We start from the raw sequence: 19,655 nt of genomic DNA, 5'->3' as shown, positions 1-19,655 counted from the left end.
TGCTGGGATTTGTCTATAGATATTCATCCACGTCGTTGAGAGTTTTGATCACTCTGTGGCTCCGGGGATTTTGATCTGGGTTCCCGTCTCGCAGGCTGAACAGTGTCTCCATGCCGCTCGCGCCAGCGGCGTCACATTCGTCACTATTGTCGCTGATGAACAATATCTTTGAGGGGTTCGTGCTGATTTTGGTGGCAATTTTCCGGTAGCTTGCGCACTCCTTCTTGTTGCCCGTGTGGGTGTCAAACCAATGATCAAAGAGGTCCTCAAGATCGCCATCATTGGTGTGCCGATACAGCAATTTCTGGGCCTGAATGCTGCCGGATGAGTACACCGATAGCGATCGGGGTCTGCGGTGCCAACGCTTCAAGCACTCGGTGGTTTCGTTGAAAAGATGGCTTGTGATTTCACCCTTCCTGTAGCCGTTGTCCCAGATCTTTCCTTGAAGATCTTTCAGGGCTGTTGACTTGCGATCAACGTTGATCAGGTGCTCAAAGTAAACCTTGATGGAATCGATGAAGTTCAGGTTTTGATTTCTGGTGGCTTGGCGAAGCTTGATGCTCTCTGGTGATGGATCTCCATCCCATTCCCGCTCTGCTGCTAGCAGGATATTCTTGAGATCTAAATCTTCCTGGTGGTCATTCAGATAGTTGGATAATGATTGCTTGGCATAGGGAAACAGCACCTCGCTTACAAAGCTGACCGGACACGTGGTTCCTTCGATATCAAGAAGTAAATGAGTAATGGTCATGGTTGCTGGCTTTTGGCCACGTTGAGTTGCACGTCCAGTAGAAACTCCAAGATTTCAAGATGACGCTCGGCGTCGGCCAGTGTTGTTCCCCAGGCATACAACCCATGGCCTGCCACAAGGATTCCATGAGATTGGGCTGGAAGGTGAGGCAGGAATGAATCCACCAGAACCTCCATGGATTGGCTGTTGCCTACAACGGGGATATTGATGCGGCTCGCATGGGTGTTGACCCCTTCCAATCCCTTCTGCATTTCCCATCCTTCCAGGGTGACGTGACCGATCTTTTGATGGGTTCGCGACAGCACCGTGGCGGCGATGGAATGGCTGTGAAGGACTGCGCCTGCGCCTGTTTCCCTAACAACGGCCAGGTGCAGGGCAGTTTCAGCGCTGACGCGGCCGTTGCCTTCGACAATCTCTTGGCTCTCATTGACCACGATCAAGTCATCAACCTCCAATCGACCTTTGTCCACACCGGTCGGGGCCATCAACAGTCGACGTGGTTCCCGTTGCAGCACAACACTGAAGTTGCCGCCGGTGCCATCGCACCAACGCCGTTGATGCAAGCGTCGCGTCGTTTCGATCAGCTCAGATCTGATGCAGCGGCCGTCGTCCAAGGGATGCACCTCCTCCATCTTCTATACAGGAAACAGCAGCTGCACTCCGTTGACGCTTCCCCCCAGCCTTCGATGGACTGGAGATCATCTGGAACTGCTGGATCAACGGCGGCTGCCTGAGGAGGTCAGTTTCCTGCAGCTGCATCAATGGCGTGATGTGGCCGAAGCCATCGCCACCATGGCGGTGAGGGGTGCCCCTGCCATCGGGGTTGCGGCGGCATGGGGTGTCGTGTTGGCTGCCCAGGCCAACGAGGATCTCGATCTGGCCGTTTCCGTGCTGAAGTCTTCCCGCCCCACCGCGGTGAATCTCGGCTGGGCTCTGGACCGGATGAAGGCATCCCCTGCCGCCCAAGACCAGGTGGATCCGCAGGGGCTCGCGGCCGTGGCAGCTGCTTTGGAAGCGGACGATCGCGCCCGCACGCAGACCCTTGTGGACCACGGCGTTGGTCTTCTCGCTTCAGGGAGTCGCGTCCTCCATCACTGCCATACCGGCGCGATTGCCACGGCAGGGGTTGGAACCGCACTGGGGGTGATCGCTGCTGGCCATGCTCGGGGTGTGGTTCGCCACGCCTGGCTGGATGAAACACGGCCCCGCCTCCAGGGAGCAGCCCTGTCGGCCTGGGAATTGGGATGTCTTGGTGTGCCGTGCACGGTGATCGTCGACGGTGCCAGCGGTCTTCTGATGCGCCGCCAGGAGGTCGATGCCGTGCTCGTGGGGTGCGACCGTGTGGCGGCCAACGGCGATGTGGCCAACAAGGTGGGCACTTACAACCTTGCCCTGGTGGCCCGTGCCCACGGCATTCCCTTCTACGTCTGCGCTCCCGGCAGCAGCATTGACCGCAGCACACCGGATGGTGATGCCATCACCATCGAAGAACGCCCCCAGGAGGAAATCACCCAGCACCGGGGCCAGCGGTTGGCGGCACCTGGCGCAGCGGCCTGGAATCCCGCTTTCGACATCACCCCGGCCCATCTGGTCACGGCATTGATCACCGAGTTCGGTGTGATCCGCCCGCCTTATCGCGATGCGTTGCAGGCTCTCCCCCTGGATCGTCAGCCCTGACAGGTCGGGCACCAATGGGTGCTGCGTCCAGACAGCTTGTCCCGTCGGATGATCGTGCCGCAGCGCCGACACGGCTCTCCCCCTCGGCGATACACCCAGGCCTGGCCTCCGTAATTGCCGTTGACGCCCTCCAGATCACGGAAGTCACTGAAGGTGGTGCCGCCTGCACCAATGCTGGTGGTGAGCACCTCCACCAGGGATGAGCGCAACCTCTCAAGCTGGGCAAGAGTGAGCCGTCCAGCAGGGGTTAGCGGGGGGATGCCCGCCGAGAACAGGCTTTCATCGGCATAAATGTTGCCCACACCAGCTACGAGGGCCTGGTCGAGAAGTGCTGTTTTGATCGGGCGGCTGCTGTTCTTGAGCTGCCGTTTGAGGTATAGAGCGTTGAAGGCCTCGCTGAACGGTTCCGGTCCCAGCCGCGCCAACCCCGGGATTCCAACAGTGAGCTCCACGTCGGGAGGGACCCACCACATCTCGCCGAAACTCCGCACATCAACGAAGCGCAGTTCGTGGCCGTGGGGGTTCCAGAAGCGCACGCGGGTGTGAGTGCAGGGAGTGCTGGGCTCCTCGATCCACTGAAACTGCCCAGTCATGCGCAGATGAACCCCCCAGATCCCGCGATCGGGTTCAAGCGCTGCCATCAAGTACTTTCCGCGCCGGCTCCAGGTTCCGACCCTTGCACCAGTCAGTCCCACCAGGAAGGCATCCACGCCACCACTGCTGGCAATCGCTCGCGAGCGGCAGACCTCGACGCGTTCAATTTCAAACAAAGAGAGACGGTCCGCCAGACCTCGGCGAACCGTCTCGACCTCAGGGAGTTCCGGCAATGGCCTCAGGCCAGCTCGAGCTCAGCTTCCGAGAAGTTGTTGGTGTTCACGCCACCGTCGGTGCCATCGATGCCGGTGTAGTTGACCTTCTCGAAACGCACAACGACCGGATAGCGGATGCCGGATGTGTCGATCGAGGCGACGGTGCCGACTTCATTGAACCAGTAGGACTCGGGACGCTTGATGCGCACCTTGGCTCCGCGGGAGATCGCCATCGCTGGGCATGAAAGGGATGCAATCGCGAGCGTATCGCCTGGACTGGGGCACGAACCGCCTGCGTCACAGAATGTCGTCCCGCTGCCCTGTGCATCGCTCTTGACCAGTTCTGTTGTGCCTGACCCCCCCGCGTTGCAGCTGGATTTGCCGGATCCGGACCGCGATGACATCAGCACGATGGAGTTCCTCGCCCGGCTGGAGCAGGCCTGGGCGGTGTGCGATCGCTTTGATCTGCAGACGGAGATCTGGCGTGGCCGCATTCTCAAGTCGGTGCGTGACCGGGAAAAACGCGGTGGCGAGGGGCGTGGTGCCGGCTTCCTCCAGTGGTTGCGGGAGCGGGAGATCAGCAAAACCCGTGCCTACGGACTGATCCAGCTGGCTGAATCGGCGGAGACCATGTTCAGCGAGGGGGTTCTGGAGGAATCCAGCGTCAATCAGTTCTCCAAGCGCGCCTTCATGGAAACGGCTCAGGCGGCTCCTGAGGTTCAGCTGATGATCTCGGAAGCGGCGAATGAAGGGCAGGACATCACCCGCAAGCAGGTGCGGCGGCTGACCGACGAATTCACTGCGGCCACCAGTCCGCTGCTGCCAGAGGAGATCCGCCAGCGCACCCAGGAGAATCTGCTGCCTCCCAGGGTGGTGGCTCCGCTGGTGCGAGAGCTGGCCAAGTTGCCGGAACCCCAGCAGGAGGATCTGCGCAAGGTTCTGCGGGATGAGCCGGAACTGGACCGGATCAAGGACGTCACCAGCACGGCCCGCTGGATCACCAAAGCCACCGAGTCCGGCGTGGCTGTCCGGGCGTTTCAGCAGGGAGAACTGGATCTCGAGAAAGCGATGCAGGAAGCGCAGCGTCTCGATGCTTTGGGTCTGCTGGCTGATGCCGTGGGACAGGCCCAGGCCCTGGAAGCTGCGGTGCTGAAGCTGCACACCTCCTGGCGGCGGCTGGGGGGGCTTCAGGAACGGCTGTGGGTGGAAAGCGGCAGCAGCACGCCGTATCTCAGGGATGTGCTGAATGCTCTGCAGTCCCTCAGTGGTGCCACGTTGCGGGTGTCCCTTGGGGAGTTGGCCGGGGGCAAGAACGTGCGCTTGCAGCTGGTGGAGGAAGCGCCGGATCAGTTGGAGCCACCACCGCTGGCCTGACGCCAGATGTTGTGGCCGTTACGCTAGGGCCGCTAGATCTGGTGGTTGTGGATTCGCTCGAGACCGCTCTCCACGCCCATTTCGGCTGGTCTCGCTTCCGGGCAGGTCAGCGACCTGTGGTGGAAGCCGTCCTGAGCGGACGGGATGCTCTGGCTGTATTGCCCACCGGAGGGGGCAAATCCCTTTGTTACCAGCTGCCTGCGCTGATCCGAGGGGGCCTGGTGGTGGTCATTTCACCCCTGGTGGCATTGATGGAGGACCAGGTCCTGCAGCTGCGGCGTCGGGGCATCGCCGCTGCCTGCCTCCATGCGGGCCTTGATCCAGTCCGGCGCCAGCAGGCGATGGCTGCGCTGCGGGATGAAAGCCTCCGGCTGCTTTACCTGGCACCTGAGCGCCTCCAGGGAGAAGCAACCCAGCGCTTGCTGGAAACCCATGCCGCTGAGGGACGCCTCGTGGCCCTGGCCGTGGATGAAGCCCATTGCATCAGCGCCTGGGGCCACGATTTCAGGCCTGACTACCGACGCCTCGGCCTGATCCGCCGCCTCTGTCCTGGGGTGCCCATGCTGGCGCTGAGTGCCACGGCTGCCCCCCGCGTGCGGGCCGACATCCTGCGGCTGCTCGACCTGCGCAGTCCGTTGGTGCAGGTCAGTTCCGCCCGTCGCGAGAACCTCCGCTATGCCATGCAGCGGCGGCCGCGCGATCCGATGCCGCAGGTGCTGGAGGCACTGGAGCAGTCCCGTGGTGCAACGTTGATCTACGCCCGCACCCGTCGCTCCGTGGAGCATTGGGCTGAGCGCCTGCAGGGCCAGTCTGTGGAAGCGACCCCGTATCACGCTGGTCTGGAACCAGCCACGCGTCACACCGCACTGACGCAGTTCCTGGAGCAGGAGAGGCCTGTGCTTGTGGCCACGGTGGCCTTCGGTATGGGGGTGGACCGCGGTGATGTGGGTCTGGTGTTGCATCTCGACCTCCCTTCCACACCAGAGGGCTATCTCCAGGAGTCCGGCAGAGCTGGGCGGGACGGTCAGCCGGCCCGTTGCCTGGTGCTCTTCTCCCCTGGGGATCGCACTAGAATGGGCTGGGCGATGCAGGCGGCCGCCGGACGGGAAACCACCCCCGATGAGCGGCATCGTTTGGATCTGGCTCAGCAGCAGTTGCGTCGGATGGAGGCGGTGGCTGAAGGGGAGATGTGTCGTGAGCAGGCGCTGCTGTTAGCGGTGGGTGAGTTGGTGGATCCCTGTGGACGCTGTGATCGGTGCTCCGCATCACCCAAGCGAAAGGATTGGTCCCGCCAGGTGACAACGCTGTTGACGCATCTGGATGATCTCGATGGCACCGACATGCGGCGCCTTGGTGAGCATCTGGCCCTCCACGAAACCGGTCAGGGGGAGCGCTGGACCTGGTTGGCTCGGCGCCTTGTGCAGGAAGAGCTCATCCGCGAAAGCAACGACGGGGTCCAGCGACTGCAACTGCGGGACAGCGGTCGCCGCTACCTGGAGCGTCCTTGGCCTTTGGATTTTGCCGCTTGATTCAAGCCTTGGCCTGACAGCGGTCCTTGACCAGATCCTTCTCAAAACTGCTCTTGGGTGATGACCACGTCTTCCAGCTTCCGTCCGCTCCAGTGACATTCAGCTTTCCGGCGTCGCAGTTCACTGCCAGGTAAAGAGCCTGGCCTTCAGCATTCAGGCTGGGTACAACCTGGCTGCCTCCCATCGGCTGCCAGTTGGCCCAATCCACCTGCAGTGGGCCATAGGTGCGCCAGTCAGCACCTTTGGCGACCACCGTTGCGGGTTGTGGTTGAGCCTTTGGCTTGCTTTTGCCCTTGGCCTGAGTCGTCGTGCTGGTGGGTTGAGGTTGAGGCTTTGCCTTGGGTTTGGGCTCGGGCTTGAGTTTGGGCTCCGCCTTGACCACCGCCTTGACCTCCGTGGTGTTTGGAGTGGTGGAGTTTGATGGACCGCTGCTGGTAACCAGTGGTTGTGTCGTGGATTTCAGGTAGAGCGTGGTGCCCACATTCACCTTGTTCGGATCGCTGATGGCGTTGATGTCGATCAGGGTGGCCACCGGCAGTTGGTAGGCCCTGGCGATTTGGGTGAGCGTCTGCCCGCGCCCCACGGTGTGCTCGCTCGCCCCTGACGTCACTTGAATCGGAGCCGGCTTCGGTTTGGCTTGAGCGATCACCGCGTTGCTGGGCAGTTTCAGCGTTTGTCCAACCTCTACGTGGTTGGCGTTGCGCAGGCCGTTCACGAGCATCAGATCCCTACTACTCACGCGGTATCGAGCCGCGATGTCGTCCAGGGTGTCGCCTGGCTGAACCCTGTGGCGGCCAGGGCCCGCACTCACCTGCGGACCAGGGACCTCAAGTCGACTGCCTGCTTCGATGTGGTCGGAGTAGCGCAGTCCGTTCAGGCGCATGAGTTGGCGGGTGCTGACGCCATAACGGTCAGCGATTTCCGAAAGCGTCTCGCCGGATTGCACCGTGACCGTTGCGGCTGTGGCCGATAAGGGGACAAGGGCCGTCATCAGTACAAGACCAGCGAGAAACTTCATACCCATGAATCCCCAGCAATTGCTAGAAAGATACGGTGCCTGAGTTAAAGCGCCAGCCCTCAAGAGCCACTGCAGCAGCTGGGGACTTCGGGATTACTGTCACGTCATCCAGCCAGCCGCCTCAGCAGGTTGAGATCAATGCCGTAGGGGGGATAGCGCAGCTTGAAATCCAATCGGAAGGGGCGTCGCAGTACAGCCTTGGCATGGCTGAAGGTGTCGAAGCCAGCCTGGCCGTGATAGCTGCCCATGCCGCTGCCGCCCACGCCCCCGAAGGGCAGGTCCGGCACGCCTGCCTGCATCACCACATCGTTGAGACAGACCCCACCGGAGCTGGTGGTTTCCAGCACCTGCTGCTGCTGCGCCTCATTGCCTCCAAAGAGGTAAAGCGCCAAGGGCTTCGGACCCTGGCGGATCTCGGCCAGGGTCTGGGGGAGGTCCGCCAGCTCCAGCACCGGCAGCAGGGGGCCGAACAGTTCATCGGCCATCAGGGGGTCCTGACGGTCGTCGACACGAATCACCGTGGGAGCGATGCGCCGTTGATCACGGTTGATCTCTCCGCCGATCAGGACGCGACCCTCCTGTTGGGCCTTGTCCAGCAGAGCTTCAAGACGTTGAAATTGGCGGTCGTTGACGATGCAGGCCAATTGTTCCGACGCCAGGGGGTCGGTTCCGTACATCTCGGTGCGGGCTGAAGCCATGGCCTTCAGCAGTTCTGCCTTCAGCCCGGGCTGCACGATCAGGTGATCCGGCGCGATGCAGGTCTGGCCTGCATTGAGGCCCTTGCCCCAGATCAGCCGCCTTGCGCTCACGGTCAGATCCGCCCCCTCCAGCACCAGGGCAGGACTCTTACCGCCGAGTTCCAGTGTCACCGGGGTGAGATGTGCCGCAGCCCCCTCGAGCACCTTGCGGCCAATGGCGCCACCGCCGGTGAAAAAGATGTGATCGAACGGAAGGGCCACCAGCGCCGCCGCGACCGCTCCATCCCCCTGGTCCACTCGAACCACCTCGGGATCGAAGTGTTCTGAAATCAGGCGGCTGATCAAGGCCGCAACGGCTGGTGCGTGTTCGGATGGCTTCAGCACCGCCGTGTTTCCGGCTGCAAGGGCGCTGATCAGGGGCTGAAGGGTTAAGGAGAAGGGATAGTTCCACGGGCCGATGATCAGGACGCAGCCCAGGGGCTCTGGGATCACATCCGCTCGGCCAGGGCGCTGGGCCAGAGGCACCGAGACGCGCCTCGGGCGCATCCATCGGCGCAGTTGGCGCTGGGCCAACTTCAGTTCCTGGCGCAGCGCAACGATTTCGAAGAAGGCCTCGGTGGGTGGTTTGCCCAGATCCGCTGCCAGAGCTGCCAGCACCTCCTGTTCGTGCTGCTCGACCAGGTCGCTGAGGCGCTGAAGTTGCTCCTGTCGCCAGGTCGTCGCTCGAGTGAGACCACGCCCCACGCTGTCCTGCATGCGGCGGAGTTCGTCGATGGACAGGGTCACAGGGCTGACGATTAGGCCTGTCGGGTCTAGCAGTGGTGCAGCGGCATCCGGGGGATGAGCCAAACCATGCCGTGGTGGACCGGCACGGTCATATATCAACTGATCGTGCGCAGCTTCGCCGATGGCAACGGTGATGGCATCGGCGATTTCAAGGGTCTGGCTTCGCGCTTGCCCTATCTGCGCTGGCTCGGGGTGAAGACGCTCTGGCTGACACCCACGTACCCATCTCCCTTACGGGATGGTGGCTACGACATCACCGACTTCAAAGACATTCACCCTGACCTGGGCGATCTGGCGTCGTTCCATCGGTTTCTGACGGCAGCCCACAGCCAGGGCGTGCGTGTGATTCTCGATCTGGTGCTGAACCACACCAGCGACCTTCACCCCTGGTTCCAGCGAGCCCGCTGGGCCCCTAAGGGCAGCACTGAACGGGATGTGTACGTCTGGAGCGACGACCCATCCCGCTTTTGCGACGCCCCGGTGCTGTTCCGGCACTTTGAAGCGTCCAACTGGGAGTGGGATCCAGTGGCGGAGCAGTACTACCTGCACCGTTTCCTGAGCCATCAGCCCGACCTCAACTACGCCAACCCGTGGGTGCAGGAGGCCATGCTCGAGGTGGTTGACTTCTGGCTGGAGCGTGGGGTCGACGGCTTTCGCCTTGATGCGGTGCCGTTTCTGTTTGAGCAGGAGGGGACTCGTTGTGAAGGGTTGCCGGAGACCCATGCCTTCCTGCGGCGTCTGCGGGCTCGTGTGGATGCCATGGGACGAGAAGTGCTGTTGCTGGGGGAAGCGATCCAACCCGTGCAAGAGGCAGCCCCCTACTTGGCGGAGGACGAACTGCACGGAGCCTTCAACTTCGTGCTCACAGCCCATCTGTTCGCTGCTGTGGCGTCCGGCAGTACCCGCCAGCTCGGGGACTGTCTCAACGAGGCGGAACAGGCGGTGGAGGGCCCGCGCTGGGCCCTGCCGCTGCGCAACCACGACGAGCTCTGGCTGGGGGATGGGCACCTGATTCCCGACGAGGTGATCCAGTCGATCCGGGTGGGCTTGCCCCAAGGGCAGGGGCATTGGCTGAATTGGGGCATCAACCGTCGATTGGCACCGCTGCTCAATGGCGACCCCCGCTCCAACCGATTGCTTCACGGACTCATTTACAGTCTTCCAGGCATGCCCTGCCTCTACTACGGCGACGAGCTGGGGATGGGGGATTGGCCGGGGTTACGGGATCGGGATCCGAACCGCACACCCATGGCCTGGACACCTGCCCGCAACGGTGGCTTCTCCTCGGCTCCCGACCCTTTGCTGGTGCTTCCCCCGATCACAGCTCCTGGGTACGACTACCGAGTTGTGAACGTTGAGGTACAGAAACAGCTGCCAGGTTCATTGCTGAACTGGCACCGCCGCATGCTCACCTGCCGGCGTTTGCTGCCGGCCCTCGCCCATGGATCATTCCAGCTGTTGCCGTGCAGCCATCCCGGTGCCTTGGTCTACGTCCGCGCGACTGAGGCCATGACGGTGTTGGTGGCGGGCAATGTCACGGCCGCCGGCGCCTCTTTCAGCCTGGATCTCACGGCCTGGGAGGGCCTGCGGACTCGCGAGGTGATGTGGGGCTGTGAGTTCCCGCTGGCCAGCCGCGAATGGTTCGTGAACCTGCCTCCCTACGGCATCAACTGGTGGTTGATCGGCGAGGTGGAGACCGCCGTGCCTGTGAGCTGATCCAGTCGCTCCTCCACCATGGGTTGCAGCCGGCGGGCCTCCGCCAGATCCACCATGGCCAGCCTGCAGCGCCGGGCCAGCACATCGCTGGCACTGCGGGCATGCTCGCTTTGAATGGCGTGATCAATCTCTCCCTGGCAGAGGGGGATCACGCTGCTGAGCGGTTCGCGCAGAGCCGGATCGACCCGACTGATCATCGGCAGGGCCTGCAGACCATGGTTGCTCTGCAGGTGAGCGATCTGCTGATTCCTTAAAGGCCCGTCCGCCAGCAGATCCTTCAGTTGGCCGGCCTGCTTCATCAGCAGCTGTCGCGTTTCTGACGGCGTGTCCGCGCTCCCCAGCAGAGAGAGGGGTTGCGGCACTCCAAGGGGACGACCCAGTTGGGCGGCAACCGCCTGCAGGGTGTCGTTGGCCATAGGTCGGCAGGTGGTCCACTTCCCCCCCATCACGCTGACCAGACCACAGGGCAGTTGCTCCACCTCGTGCTCCCGCACCACGCGGCTGCTGTCCAGGCTGTCTCCTGCAGGGCGGAGCAACGGCCGCCCTCCGGCCCAGCGGCTGGTCACCGTGGGATCGGACAAGGCCGGGAACCACTGGCGCACATAGCCGAGCAGGTAGTCCTCCTCCTCGTCGGTTGGGGTCGTGGCTGCATCGATGGAGCAGGGGGCATCGGTTGTGCCCACCAAGGTGCGGCCGTGGAACGGCAGCATGAACAACACGCGTCCATCCGCTGTGGATGGCACCAGCAGCCCCAGACCACCAGGACAGAGGTTCTGCTCGAGCACAAGGTGGCAGCCACGGCTGGTGAGCATGCGCGGGGCTGCCTGTGGATCGGCCAGCTGGCGGATTGAATCAGCCTGGATTCCGGTGGCATTGACGATCACGCCAGCGGCCCAGCGCTCCTGTATCCCCGTGTCGGTTTCGCTGATGGCAGCGCTCAGACGCCCATTCGCTGACCGCTCAAATCCCACCACTCGGCAGCGGGTGCGCAGGCTGGCTCCTCCCTGTTCGGCGGTGCTTGCCAGCAGCAGATTCAACCGAGCGTCATCGAACTGCCCATCGCTATAGGCGACCCCTCCCCGGCCGGGTTTCAGCATCGGCAGGGACTCCTGCAAGGCGTCACGGCTGATGCCACGGCTGCGACCGATGCGTTGCTGGCCGGCCAGAAGGTCGTAGAGACCGAGCCCAGCCTGGTAGTACAACTGACCCCACAGCGTGTCTGTGGGCAACACCAGCTCCAGCCGGTGGGCAAGAAACGGCGCCTGTTCCAGCCAGTGACCACGCTCCAGCAGTGCCTCTCGGACAAGCTGCAGCTGGGCCAGGTCGAGGGTCTTGAACGCCAGTTCCAGGTAGCGGACTCCGCCATGGAGGAGCTTGGTGCTGCGGCAGCTGGTGCCACCGCCGATGTCGCCGGCATCCAGCAACGCCACCGTGAGTCCCCGACGCACGGCCTCCATGGCCACCGAAGCACCGCTGGCACCGGCACCGATCACCAGCAGGTCAACGTTGTGATCAGCCATGCCAGCCCAGGCTGCGGTTCACGGCGTCATTCCAGCGGTCACGTTGATGCCTGCGCCGCTCGGTGTTGATCTGCGGTTCGAAACGCTGCACATCGTCCTCCCGGTGGTCGGCGATGGCGGACAGGTCGGGGATCAGGCCGCATTGCACACCCGCAAACAAAGCGATGCCGCGGGCTGTGCTTTCCAGGTTCCGAGGACGGCGCACCGGCAGGCCGGTGCTGTCCGCCTGCGCCTGCAACAAGGGATCGGAGGCGGCAGCTCCCCCATCCACCGCCAGTTCCCTCAGGTCATGGCCGAGTGCCTCTCCCGCCAGCTCCACCAGGGTGGCCACTGACAGGGCGATGCCCTCCAGGGCGGCTCGGGCGATGTGGCCGCGGTTGCTGTCTCGCGTGAGCCCCACCAGCACACCGCGGGCCTGTGGGTCCCAGTGGGGGGTCCCCCAACCGGTGAAGGCGGGCACCAGCATCACCCCGCCGCTGTCCGGCACCGATTGCGCCAGAGCATTCACCTCATCGGCCTGCTCGATGATCTGCAAGCCGTCCCTCAGCCACTGCACCACAGTTCCTGCATTGAACAGGCTGCCCTCCAGGCAGTAGGTGGGTGTGCCGCTGGCATCGGTCCAGCCAAGGGTGCTGAGTAGACCGGCGCTGGAGCGGCGGATGCTGTCGCCGGTATTGATCACCAGAAAGGCCCCAGTGCCATAGGTGCATTTGGCTTCGCCAGGCTGCAGGCAGAGCTGGCCAAGGGTCGCGGCTTGCTGATCACCGAGCAGGGCCTGGATGGGCAATCCGGCGAAGGGAAGCTCCGCTGCGATGTGGCCGAACTCCCCACGGCAGGGCAACAGCTCCGGGAGTGCGTTCGCAGGAAGACCCGTCTGTTCGCGGAATTCATCCATCCAGCAACGCTGCTCGAGATCCATCAGCAGCGTGCGGCTGGCATTGCTCATGTCACTGCCGTGGCGTTGTCCTCCCGTGAGGTTCCAGAGCAGCCACGACTCCACCGTGCCGAAGCACAGATCGCCCTGGGCCGCAGCGGCTGCTGCCTCGGGGTGGTGCTCGAGCATCCAGCGGATCTTGCTGGCGCTGAAGTACGGATCCAGCAGCAATCCGGTGCGCTGGCACCACGCGGCTTCGAGGCCGTCTGCTTTCCAGCCTTGGCAGATGTCAGCTGTACGACCGTCCTGCCAGACCAGGGCCGGTCCGCAGGGATTACCGCTGCTGCGACGCCAGAGCACCGTGGTTTCGCGTTGATTGGTGATGCCGCAGCTCACCACGGCCAGACGTTGCGCCTCACTGAGCTGTTGGTGCAGATCCTGCAGTGCCTGCCTTTGGCTGTTCCAGATGTCGCCGGGGTGTTGTTCCACCCAGCCATCGGCGGGGTACTGAATAGGCAGGGGAGCCGTTGCACTGGCCACAAGGTCGCCCTTGGCGTCAAACACCGCTGCTCGGGAGCTGCTGGTGCCTTGATCCAGCGCCAACAGGAGAGGCTGATCTGCCATGGCCGACTCGTTTCTTCCCTGCTAGCGAGGGGATTGCTTCCTGGAAAGGCCATGGCGTCCTCCACGCCCTTCCACGACCCACCGGCCTGGGTGGCTGATGCCGTGGTGTATCAGATCTTTCCAGATCGATTCCGCCGCAGTGGTCAGGTGAAGGTCCAGCAACATCTGGAGCTGAAGCCCTGGGGCAGTGATCCCCGTGAGCAGGGCTTTCAAGGGGGGGATCTCTACGGGGTTATCGAGGCGTTGGATCAGCTGAAGGCCATGGGCATCAGCTGCCTGTACCTCACGCCGATCTTCAGCTCCGCCGCTAACCACCGCTATCACGCCTACAACTATTTCGAGGTGGATCCCCTGCTGGGGGGGAATGACGCTCTGGATGCGTTGATCGCAGCCTTACACCAGCGGGGCATGCGGCTGGTGCTCGATGGTGTGTTCAACCACTGCGGGCGCGGCTTCTGGGCGTTTCATCACCTGGTGGAGAACGGCCAGGATTCCCCCTACCGGGATTGGTTCCATGTGCACCGCTGGCCTGTAAAGCCATATCCGGCCGAGGGCGAGGACTGCGGCTACGACTGCTGGTGGGCCGTGCCTGATCTGCCCAAGTTCAACCATGCCAATCCCGCAGTGCGGGACCATTTGTTGGAGGTGGGTCGTTTCTGGCTGGAACGGGGCATCGATGGATGGCGTTTGGATGTGCCGGCCGAAGTGCCAGCTGAGTTCTGGGTGGATTTCCGTCGCGTGGTGCGCGAGGTCAACCCTGATGCCTGGATCGTGGGTGAGATCTGGGGTGATGCCCGGGAGTGGCTGCAGGGCGAGCACTTTGATGGGGTGATGAATTACCGCCTCGGCTGGAGCAGCCTGGGATGGGCTGCTGGAGATCGGTTACGGCAGGGTTATCGCAATCCGGAGTATCCGCTCAACCCCCTCAGCAGCGAGGAAGTGATCGACATCTGGAGCACCACGTCCGGTTGGTACCGGCCAGCTGTGAATCGAGCTCAGATGAACCTGCTCGATAGCCACGATGTTCCTCGGGCACTCCACAGCCTCAATGGGGACGTGAAGGCTCTGAAACTAGCCCTGCTGCTGCTCTTCCTGCAGCAGGGGGCCCCATGCGTGTACTACGGCACCGAAGCGGCTCTGGCCGGTGGTCCAGATGCGGAGCAGTCGGGGGGCCCGGAACCCGCCTGCCGTGAAGCCTTTCCCTGGGGTGAACCCTGGCCTGCGGATCTGAGGTCAACCATTGCTGGCCTGGCTGATCTCCGGCGAAACCACCCCAATCTCATTCGCGGCGATCTGCAGTGGCAGCCGACTGGACGCGACGGACTGCTGGGAAGAACGTCAAGTGGATTAAGCATTTGGGTTAACCGCAGCACCTCCCAAAGCCTGGAAATACAGCCAGGGACCTCCACGATCTGGACGAGTGGAACGTGTGATGGGCGTTTCCTGGCACCACAGTCGGCGGTGGTGGATCTGCAGGGATGAAAGCCCTTGTCGAGACTTGAACTCGAGACCTCTCCCTTACCAAGGGAGTGCTCTACCGCTGAGCTACAAGGGCATGTGGAGGATGGGCCGGGTTGGATTTGAACCAACGTAGGCAGAGCCAGCGGATTTACAGTCCGCCCCCATTAACCACTCGGGCACCGACCCGAACCACACTCGAAGAACCTACCAGCAGGTGTGACGCTCATGACCGAATCGATACGATCGACCCATGTGATACGGGCCTGCGGCCATGCACCTGCTGCTGCTGAACGGACCCAACCTCAATCTGCTGGGCCAGCGTGAGCCAGGGATCTACGGCAGCGGAACGCTTTCATCAATTGAAGATCGACTGAGGCAGGAGGCCACCGCTGCTGGGGCAGAGCTGGAGTGCTTCCAAAGCAATTTTGAAGGGGCACTGGTGGAGCGCATTCATCAGGCGGTGGGATCCAGCCAGGGGATTCTGATCAATGCCGGCGCTTATACCCACACCTCCATTGCGCTCAGGGATGCTCTGCTGGGGGCAGCGATTCCCTACGTGGAGCTGCACCTCAGCAACACCCACGCCCGTGAAAGTTTTCGGCATCGTTCTTACCTGGCTGATCGCGCTGTTGGCGTGGTTTGCGGCTTCGGTCCCATGAGCTATTCCCTGGCCCTTCAGGGCTTGATCCAACACTTGCGAGAGGGCTGATAATGATCAGCACACCGCAGAAAAGCATTGCGTCCATCCGCTGGTTGAACGCCCCCACCAGCTGGAGCTGGGTCGAACAGGCCAATGCCCGTCCGATGGAGGTGCTGATCGATCACGCCCATTGCGAGCGAAAAGCGGCTGGATCAGCTGTACAGATGATGTTTCGCTACCTCTGTGAGCCTGGTCTCGGAGAAGTGCTGAGTCCTCTGGCCCGTGAAGAGCTCGATCACTTTGAGCAGGTTCTGGCTCTGATCAAGGCCCGTGGTCGCTATCTGGAGCCGCTGCCCTCCCCTGGTTATGGAGCAGAACTTGCAAAACACATCCGGAAGGTGGAGCCATTGCGCATGCTGGATTCGTTTCTCGTGGCGGGATTAATCGAAGCGCGCTCACACGAGCGGATGGCCCTGCTTGCTGAGCACAGCTCTGATCCAGATCTACGTGAGCTCTATGGCGGTTTGTTGTTGAGCGAGGCACGTCATTTCGGCCTTTATTGGACGCTTGCAGAATCCCGTTGGCCGCGAGAGGTGGTCACCCAACGTTTGGCGGAACTGGCCATATATGAATCGCAGGCTCTTCAAGGGCAACTTGGCGCCCCGAACGATGTGAGGATGCATTCGGTTGGTATCCAGTTTGAGACGTGATCAATGCTCGAAGGCCGAGTTGAAGCGCACTCTACTGATTTGCGATCGCAGCCAGGCTGGGAATGTCTTTCTTATTCGGTCACACCTCTGTTCGATTGCGTTCTGTGATTGATTTCGGTATTAAAATAAATTGCCCCTGATCCACCTTCAAAGCATGAGGCCGCTGAAACAAAAAGGTGGTTGGCAAGACCAAAACCGTGGTCCGCTCTTCCACATAACAGGGGTGCCAAGTTCGGGTTCATGGTCGTCAATCGGGCAAGGAAATGGATGGATCAATGCAGGGCTAAACAACTCCTCCAGCGCTCATGATCATCCAGTTGTCAATCAAAATAATGGTGATAATGATGCCATGGAGTTATTTGCATTGGCCAAGTCAAAAATGCCCCCAACCGATGGGGCTATATCATCGCCGACACTTGGGAGCAAGCTAATCGGAACTTCTGACGCAGATATCATTACCTTGTCTGGAAAAGGTCAAGAGGCTAGAGGAAAAGCCGGAAAAGATGTATTTGTCCTCGATTTAGATATGGCCACATTGAGTGATCGCCGTTTGGATAAGATTAAAGATCTAAGCTTCGAAAAAGGCGAAAGCATCATTCTCGCCTCGGCAACAGCTAGGTTGAAGGGAATACGCCTAGGTGTATCTAGATCAAAAAAAGAATTTAAGGCCTTGCGAATTTCCGATGCTGATTTGATATTCAAAATCAATAAGAAGCGAACCAAAGGGATCTTGTCAGCAAACACTCCGGATTTTTACGATGGAATCGATGCAGGAGATATCCTACTAAAAGTGAAGGGAGACTTGGAATATGATGAATTGATCCCTTTGGAGATGGCACGCTTGAGTTAGTATTTTGTTTTGAATAACATTTCAAATCTTTCTTGCCAAGGGAGGCAAGAAGGAAAGTCGAAGACTGGGTTGATCAGGTAATAACTGGTCTAAATCGTGATCTCGGAGAAGTCCGTAGCAGTAACGTCTTCAAGCTCAGAAAAATCAACCCCAGTAAAAGTTGATCCTCTGAAAATTGAGGCCCTAAATCTGGATCCACTTAAATCAGCACCGGTAAAGTTGGCTGGTTCAAAATCTCCCATAGCAATCTCTCTGGAAATTGCTTGGTTCACAAATCGAATATCAGCATCTTTAAAGCTTGCGTTAGTAAAATCAGTTCCATTAACTTCAGCTCCCGAAAACACTGTCTTGTCAAGTATTGCATCTTTGTAATTGGTTTCAACGTGAATCGAGCCGGGTAGAAATGCACCAGTTAGATCAGCATCTTCAAGGTTTGCTTCAGACAGCGTCGCGCCAAACATATTTGCTCCTCGAAGACTGGATCCACTCAGGTCAACTCCTGTCAGGTCGACAAATTCCATGTAGGAATCGTCAAGTGTGACGTTTGTCAGATCGTAGCCTTGCAGATCAAAACCAATCGGTGGAAAGTCCATCCCACTGAGATCAAGGGGACCTTCAAAGACTTCGCGACGCAGTTCATTCCAAGTGTCTGCTCCAGCAAACAAGGCACCTTGGAGATCTGTGTAGGTGCTTCCCTCGGGAAGGATCGTGTCTTCAATACTGGCAGCTGTATCAAAATCAACTCCAAATGCATTGACGGTTGAGAGATCAACATTATCAAACACAGCATCGTCCACAGTCGTAAACCTCAAAGATGCATTCTTTGTTGTCGCATCAGTGAAATTTGCGCCCGTCAGATTGGCTGTAATTAGGTCGGCACCGTTGAGATTCGCACCCTCAAGATTGGCATTCGTTAAGTCTGCGCCAGCTGTAAGGAAGGCACCTCTGAGATCAGCGCCTCTGAGATCAGCACCCCTGAGATTTGCTGCACTCAGGTCTGCTCCGCGCAGGTCTGCGTTACGCAGATCTGTTTTCGAGAGATTAACTGCAAAAGCGTACGCACCGTATAAATTGGCATTACGAAGCTGAGCCTTGCGAAGGTTCACACTCTCTAGAATGCTGCCTTTTAGATTTGCATCATCCAACAATGCTTTACTCAGGTCAAACGATGTTGGACCTGCCATGCTAGATACGATGCCAGGTAGATCAGTGTTCTTAAGTTTAACTTTTTTGTCTGGATTTGAAAGCCTATAAATGTTCCAAGTATCAGATCCATCCAGTAACTTCCTTTGCTGCTTCGAAGGAGTTGGGCTAGAGGGTCCTCCTAGATCATCAACCTCTATTTCAATTTCTTCCACGACACTTAAACCGCCTGAGTCAACGCTTCTAACTTTGATTGTATATGTTTCACCGGCTTCAAGCTCAGGATCATCATTGATAAGAATTTGGTTGCCGTTAACAATGAATCGGCCCTCAGCATCGTCCACCAGGACCGGAGGAATTCCAAATGGAAGCGCATAAACGTGATCGTCTTTTTTCCGAAATGGACCATGCTCATCAACGGTCTCAAGAACACCGACCAAATTAAGGTATTCAACATTATTATATATTTTTTTATTATCGATTAGGATTTCAGTTGGAGGTTCATTGCGCCTCTCCGGTGGTGTCGAGGCCTCGTGATATTCAAGATCACTCAAATAGACCTTATATGGAAAATCATCTCCTTTAACAAAATCAATTTCGTAGCTTTTAGGAAAATATCCAGATTTAAAATATTTATCGGGTTGCTGAATCGAGTCTGACGAACTTTTTTTGGAGAGCAGATAGTCTCGGGTTGTCATCGGCTCGAGAAGCGTCATGTGCCCGTCATAGGCGCCATACTGAACAGTCCTTTGATCAGGACCAAAGGGAACGCCACTGGACTCAAAGAACTGGTAGATCTCGTCGTTGTCAACCTGCTCAAATTCGGGATAAAGTACATTATTCCAGTGACTTCCATCGCCTGGAGCTACTCCGATTCCATTCATGAAGGCGTCGACCGGACGCTTGTAGTCCTCTGGCCAGAAATCAACAGGGGGAGCAATCTGCGCCTTCGCGTATTCATCTGGCGAATAGAAAACATTAATGGTATCTCTAACTTCTTGAGAATTTAAGTAAAAGTGAAAATCGAAATGATCGACGTCGTAAACTCCGTCGGGTCCATGGCCGTCAGTTTGAGTTCCATTAGGACCAGCAACCCACGTCCACGTCAGTAGATTGAAAACAGTACTGTTCTCTGGATACGCAAGCTCGATCTCAAATTCGCCCGCAAGATAATCACCCCGGTCTTGACGATTCTCAAGGGATCCAGGCAAATTTTTCAGAGCTGCCTTGTTGAACTCCATTCCGATGTCCAATGGAGTGTCAAGATCTCCATCGAAAACCATAAATGATCGAATTCTACCTTTTGATTCTTCGAATCCAGCTCGCTTGTTGAGCTTTACTGTCGGACCATAAACGATAAAGTCGTCTCCATCAAGGGGAACATGAACAGGGGTGAAATCAGACATCGGAGAAGGAATTGAAGAAATGGTTGGAAGGTGGGTTGTGAATCAGATTAAAGTCGTTGGGATTTAAGC

General features: G+C 59.3%; 17 protein-coding genes and 2 tRNA genes. 8 read left to right on the top strand and 11 right to left on the bottom strand.

Features of this window, described 5'->3' with window-relative positions; genetic code table 11:
- Positions 1–13: 13 nt before the first annotated feature.
- Together mtnC and mtnB are read right to left on the bottom strand one after the other, a co-directional pair.
- Positions 14–751, bottom strand: a complete 738-nt coding sequence (mtnC, locus tag SynA1524_RS09965; protein WP_186497518.1) for an acireductone synthase — start codon at positions 749–751, stop codon at positions 14–16.
- A complete protein-coding gene (gene mtnB / locus SynA1524_RS09960; protein WP_186497516.1) occupies positions 748–1,383 on the bottom strand; it encodes a methylthioribulose 1-phosphate dehydratase in 636 nt (211 codons plus the stop codon). The genes mtnC and mtnB overlap by 4 nt, the downstream gene beginning before the upstream one ends.
- A 31-nt stretch (positions 1,384–1,414) precedes the next feature.
- Between mtnB and mtnA the strand changes: the two genes are divergently transcribed.
- Entirely contained in the window at positions 1,415–2,428 is a 1,014-nt protein-coding gene (gene mtnA, locus SynA1524_RS09955) for an S-methyl-5-thioribose-1-phosphate isomerase (protein ID WP_186497514.1), read from the top strand.
- On the opposite strand, the gene SynA1524_RS09950 is transcribed toward mtnA, so the two are convergent.
- Positions 2,419–3,255 carry a DNA-formamidopyrimidine glycosylase gene (locus SynA1524_RS09950; RefSeq protein WP_186497512.1) on the bottom strand — a complete coding sequence of 279 codons (837 nt, stop codon included), beginning with the start codon at positions 3,253–3,255 and terminating at the stop codon, positions 2,419–2,421. The two genes, mtnA and SynA1524_RS09950, sit on opposite strands and share 10 nt — an antisense overlap.
- A gap of 5 nt (positions 3,256–3,260) precedes the next feature.
- Entirely contained in the window at positions 3,261–3,470 is a 210-nt protein-coding gene (locus SynA1524_RS09945; RefSeq protein ID WP_011128818.1) for a photosystem I reaction center subunit IV, read from the bottom strand.
- Positions 3,471–3,570: 100 nt separating this feature from the next.
- Here SynA1524_RS09945 and SynA1524_RS09940 point away from each other — a divergent pair, with 100 nt between their 5' ends.
- Both SynA1524_RS09940 and SynA1524_RS09935 read left to right on the top strand, forming a co-directional pair.
- Positions 3,571–4,611: a hypothetical protein gene (locus tag SynA1524_RS09940; RefSeq protein ID WP_186497510.1), complete on the top strand. Its 1,041-nt coding sequence runs from the start codon at positions 3,571–3,573 to the stop codon at positions 4,609–4,611.
- Between the two features lie 47 nt (positions 4,612–4,658).
- Positions 4,659–6,140, top strand: a complete 1,482-nt coding sequence (locus SynA1524_RS09935; RefSeq protein ID WP_186499611.1) for a RecQ family ATP-dependent DNA helicase — start codon at positions 4,659–4,661, stop codon at positions 6,138–6,140.
- Position 6,141: 1 nt separating this feature from the next.
- Here the strand turns inward: SynA1524_RS09935 and SynA1524_RS09930 are convergent, their stop codons facing one another.
- Positions 6,142–7,164, bottom strand: a complete 1,023-nt coding sequence (locus tag SynA1524_RS09930) for a LysM peptidoglycan-binding domain-containing protein (protein WP_186497508.1) — start codon at positions 7,162–7,164, stop codon at positions 6,142–6,144.
- 98 nt (positions 7,165–7,262) lie between these two features.
- A complete protein-coding gene (locus SynA1524_RS09925; RefSeq protein WP_502707922.1) occupies positions 7,263–8,612 on the bottom strand; it encodes an aldehyde dehydrogenase family protein in 1,350 nt (449 codons plus the stop codon).
- 84 nt (positions 8,613–8,696) lie between these two features.
- On the opposite strand from SynA1524_RS09925, the gene SynA1524_RS09920 reads away from it, so the two are divergent.
- Complete coding sequence (locus SynA1524_RS09920) at positions 8,697–10,358, top strand: alpha-amylase family protein (protein WP_186497500.1); 1,662 nt, start codon at positions 8,697–8,699, stop codon at positions 10,356–10,358.
- On the opposite strand, the gene SynA1524_RS09915 is transcribed toward SynA1524_RS09920, so the two are convergent.
- Positions 10,301–11,878 carry a glycerol-3-phosphate dehydrogenase/oxidase gene (locus SynA1524_RS09915; protein WP_186497491.1) on the bottom strand — a complete coding sequence of 526 codons (1,578 nt, stop codon included), beginning with the start codon at positions 11,876–11,878 and terminating at the stop codon, positions 10,301–10,303. The two genes, SynA1524_RS09920 and SynA1524_RS09915, sit on opposite strands and share 58 nt — an antisense overlap.
- Positions 11,871–13,376, bottom strand: coding sequence for a glycerol kinase (locus tag SynA1524_RS09910; RefSeq protein WP_186497488.1), 1,506 nt, complete (start codon positions 13,374–13,376; stop codon positions 11,871–11,873). Before SynA1524_RS09910 ends, SynA1524_RS09915 begins: the two co-directional genes overlap by 8 nt.
- A 51-nt stretch (positions 13,377–13,427) precedes the next feature.
- On the opposite strand from SynA1524_RS09910, the gene SynA1524_RS09905 reads away from it, so the two are divergent.
- Positions 13,428–14,858: a glycoside hydrolase family 13 protein gene (locus SynA1524_RS09905; RefSeq protein WP_186497486.1), complete on the top strand. Its 1,431-nt coding sequence runs from the start codon at positions 13,428–13,430 to the stop codon at positions 14,856–14,858.
- A gap of 1 nt (position 14,859) precedes the next feature.
- On the opposite strand, the gene SynA1524_RS09900 is transcribed toward SynA1524_RS09905, so the two are convergent.
- Together SynA1524_RS09900 and SynA1524_RS09895 are read right to left on the bottom strand one after the other, a co-directional pair.
- A tRNA-Thr gene (locus SynA1524_RS09900) sits at positions 14,860–14,931 on the bottom strand.
- A gap of 10 nt (positions 14,932–14,941) precedes the next feature.
- Positions 14,942–15,023: transfer RNA gene (locus SynA1524_RS09895), tRNA-Tyr, on the bottom strand.
- A gap of 85 nt (positions 15,024–15,108) precedes the next feature.
- Between SynA1524_RS09895 and aroQ the strand changes: the two genes are divergently transcribed.
- The 3 genes from aroQ to SynA1524_RS09880 all read left to right on the top strand — a co-directional run bounded on the left by aroQ (position 15,109) and on the right by SynA1524_RS09880 (position 17,037).
- Positions 15,109–15,546 carry a type II 3-dehydroquinate dehydratase gene (gene aroQ / locus SynA1524_RS09890; protein WP_186497484.1) on the top strand — a complete coding sequence of 146 codons (438 nt, stop codon included), beginning with the start codon at positions 15,109–15,111 and terminating at the stop codon, positions 15,544–15,546.
- Positions 15,547–15,548: 2 nt separating this feature from the next.
- On the top strand, positions 15,549–16,187 hold the full coding sequence (locus SynA1524_RS09885) for a MiaE family protein (RefSeq protein WP_186497482.1): 639 nt from the start codon (positions 15,549–15,551) through the stop codon (positions 16,185–16,187).
- Positions 16,188–16,317: 130 nt separating this feature from the next.
- The gene (locus SynA1524_RS09880; protein WP_222930484.1) at positions 16,318–17,037 is read left to right on the top strand and encodes a hypothetical protein; all 720 of its coding nucleotides are present in this window, start codon (positions 16,318–16,320) and stop codon (positions 17,035–17,037) included.
- Between the two features lie 89 nt (positions 17,038–17,126).
- On the opposite strand, the gene SynA1524_RS09875 is transcribed toward SynA1524_RS09880, so the two are convergent.
- The gene (locus tag SynA1524_RS09875) at positions 17,127–19,586 is read right to left on the bottom strand and encodes a pentapeptide repeat-containing protein (RefSeq protein WP_186497478.1); all 2,460 of its coding nucleotides are present in this window, start codon (positions 19,584–19,586) and stop codon (positions 17,127–17,129) included.
- Positions 19,587–19,655 lie beyond the last annotated feature (69 nt).

The sequence above is a fragment of the Synechococcus sp. A15-24 genome (genome assembly GCF_014280195.1).
Lineage (GTDB): Bacteria > Cyanobacteriota > Cyanobacteriia > PCC-6307 > Cyanobiaceae > Parasynechococcus.
This window is presented reverse-complemented; position numbering and strand designations above follow the sequence as displayed.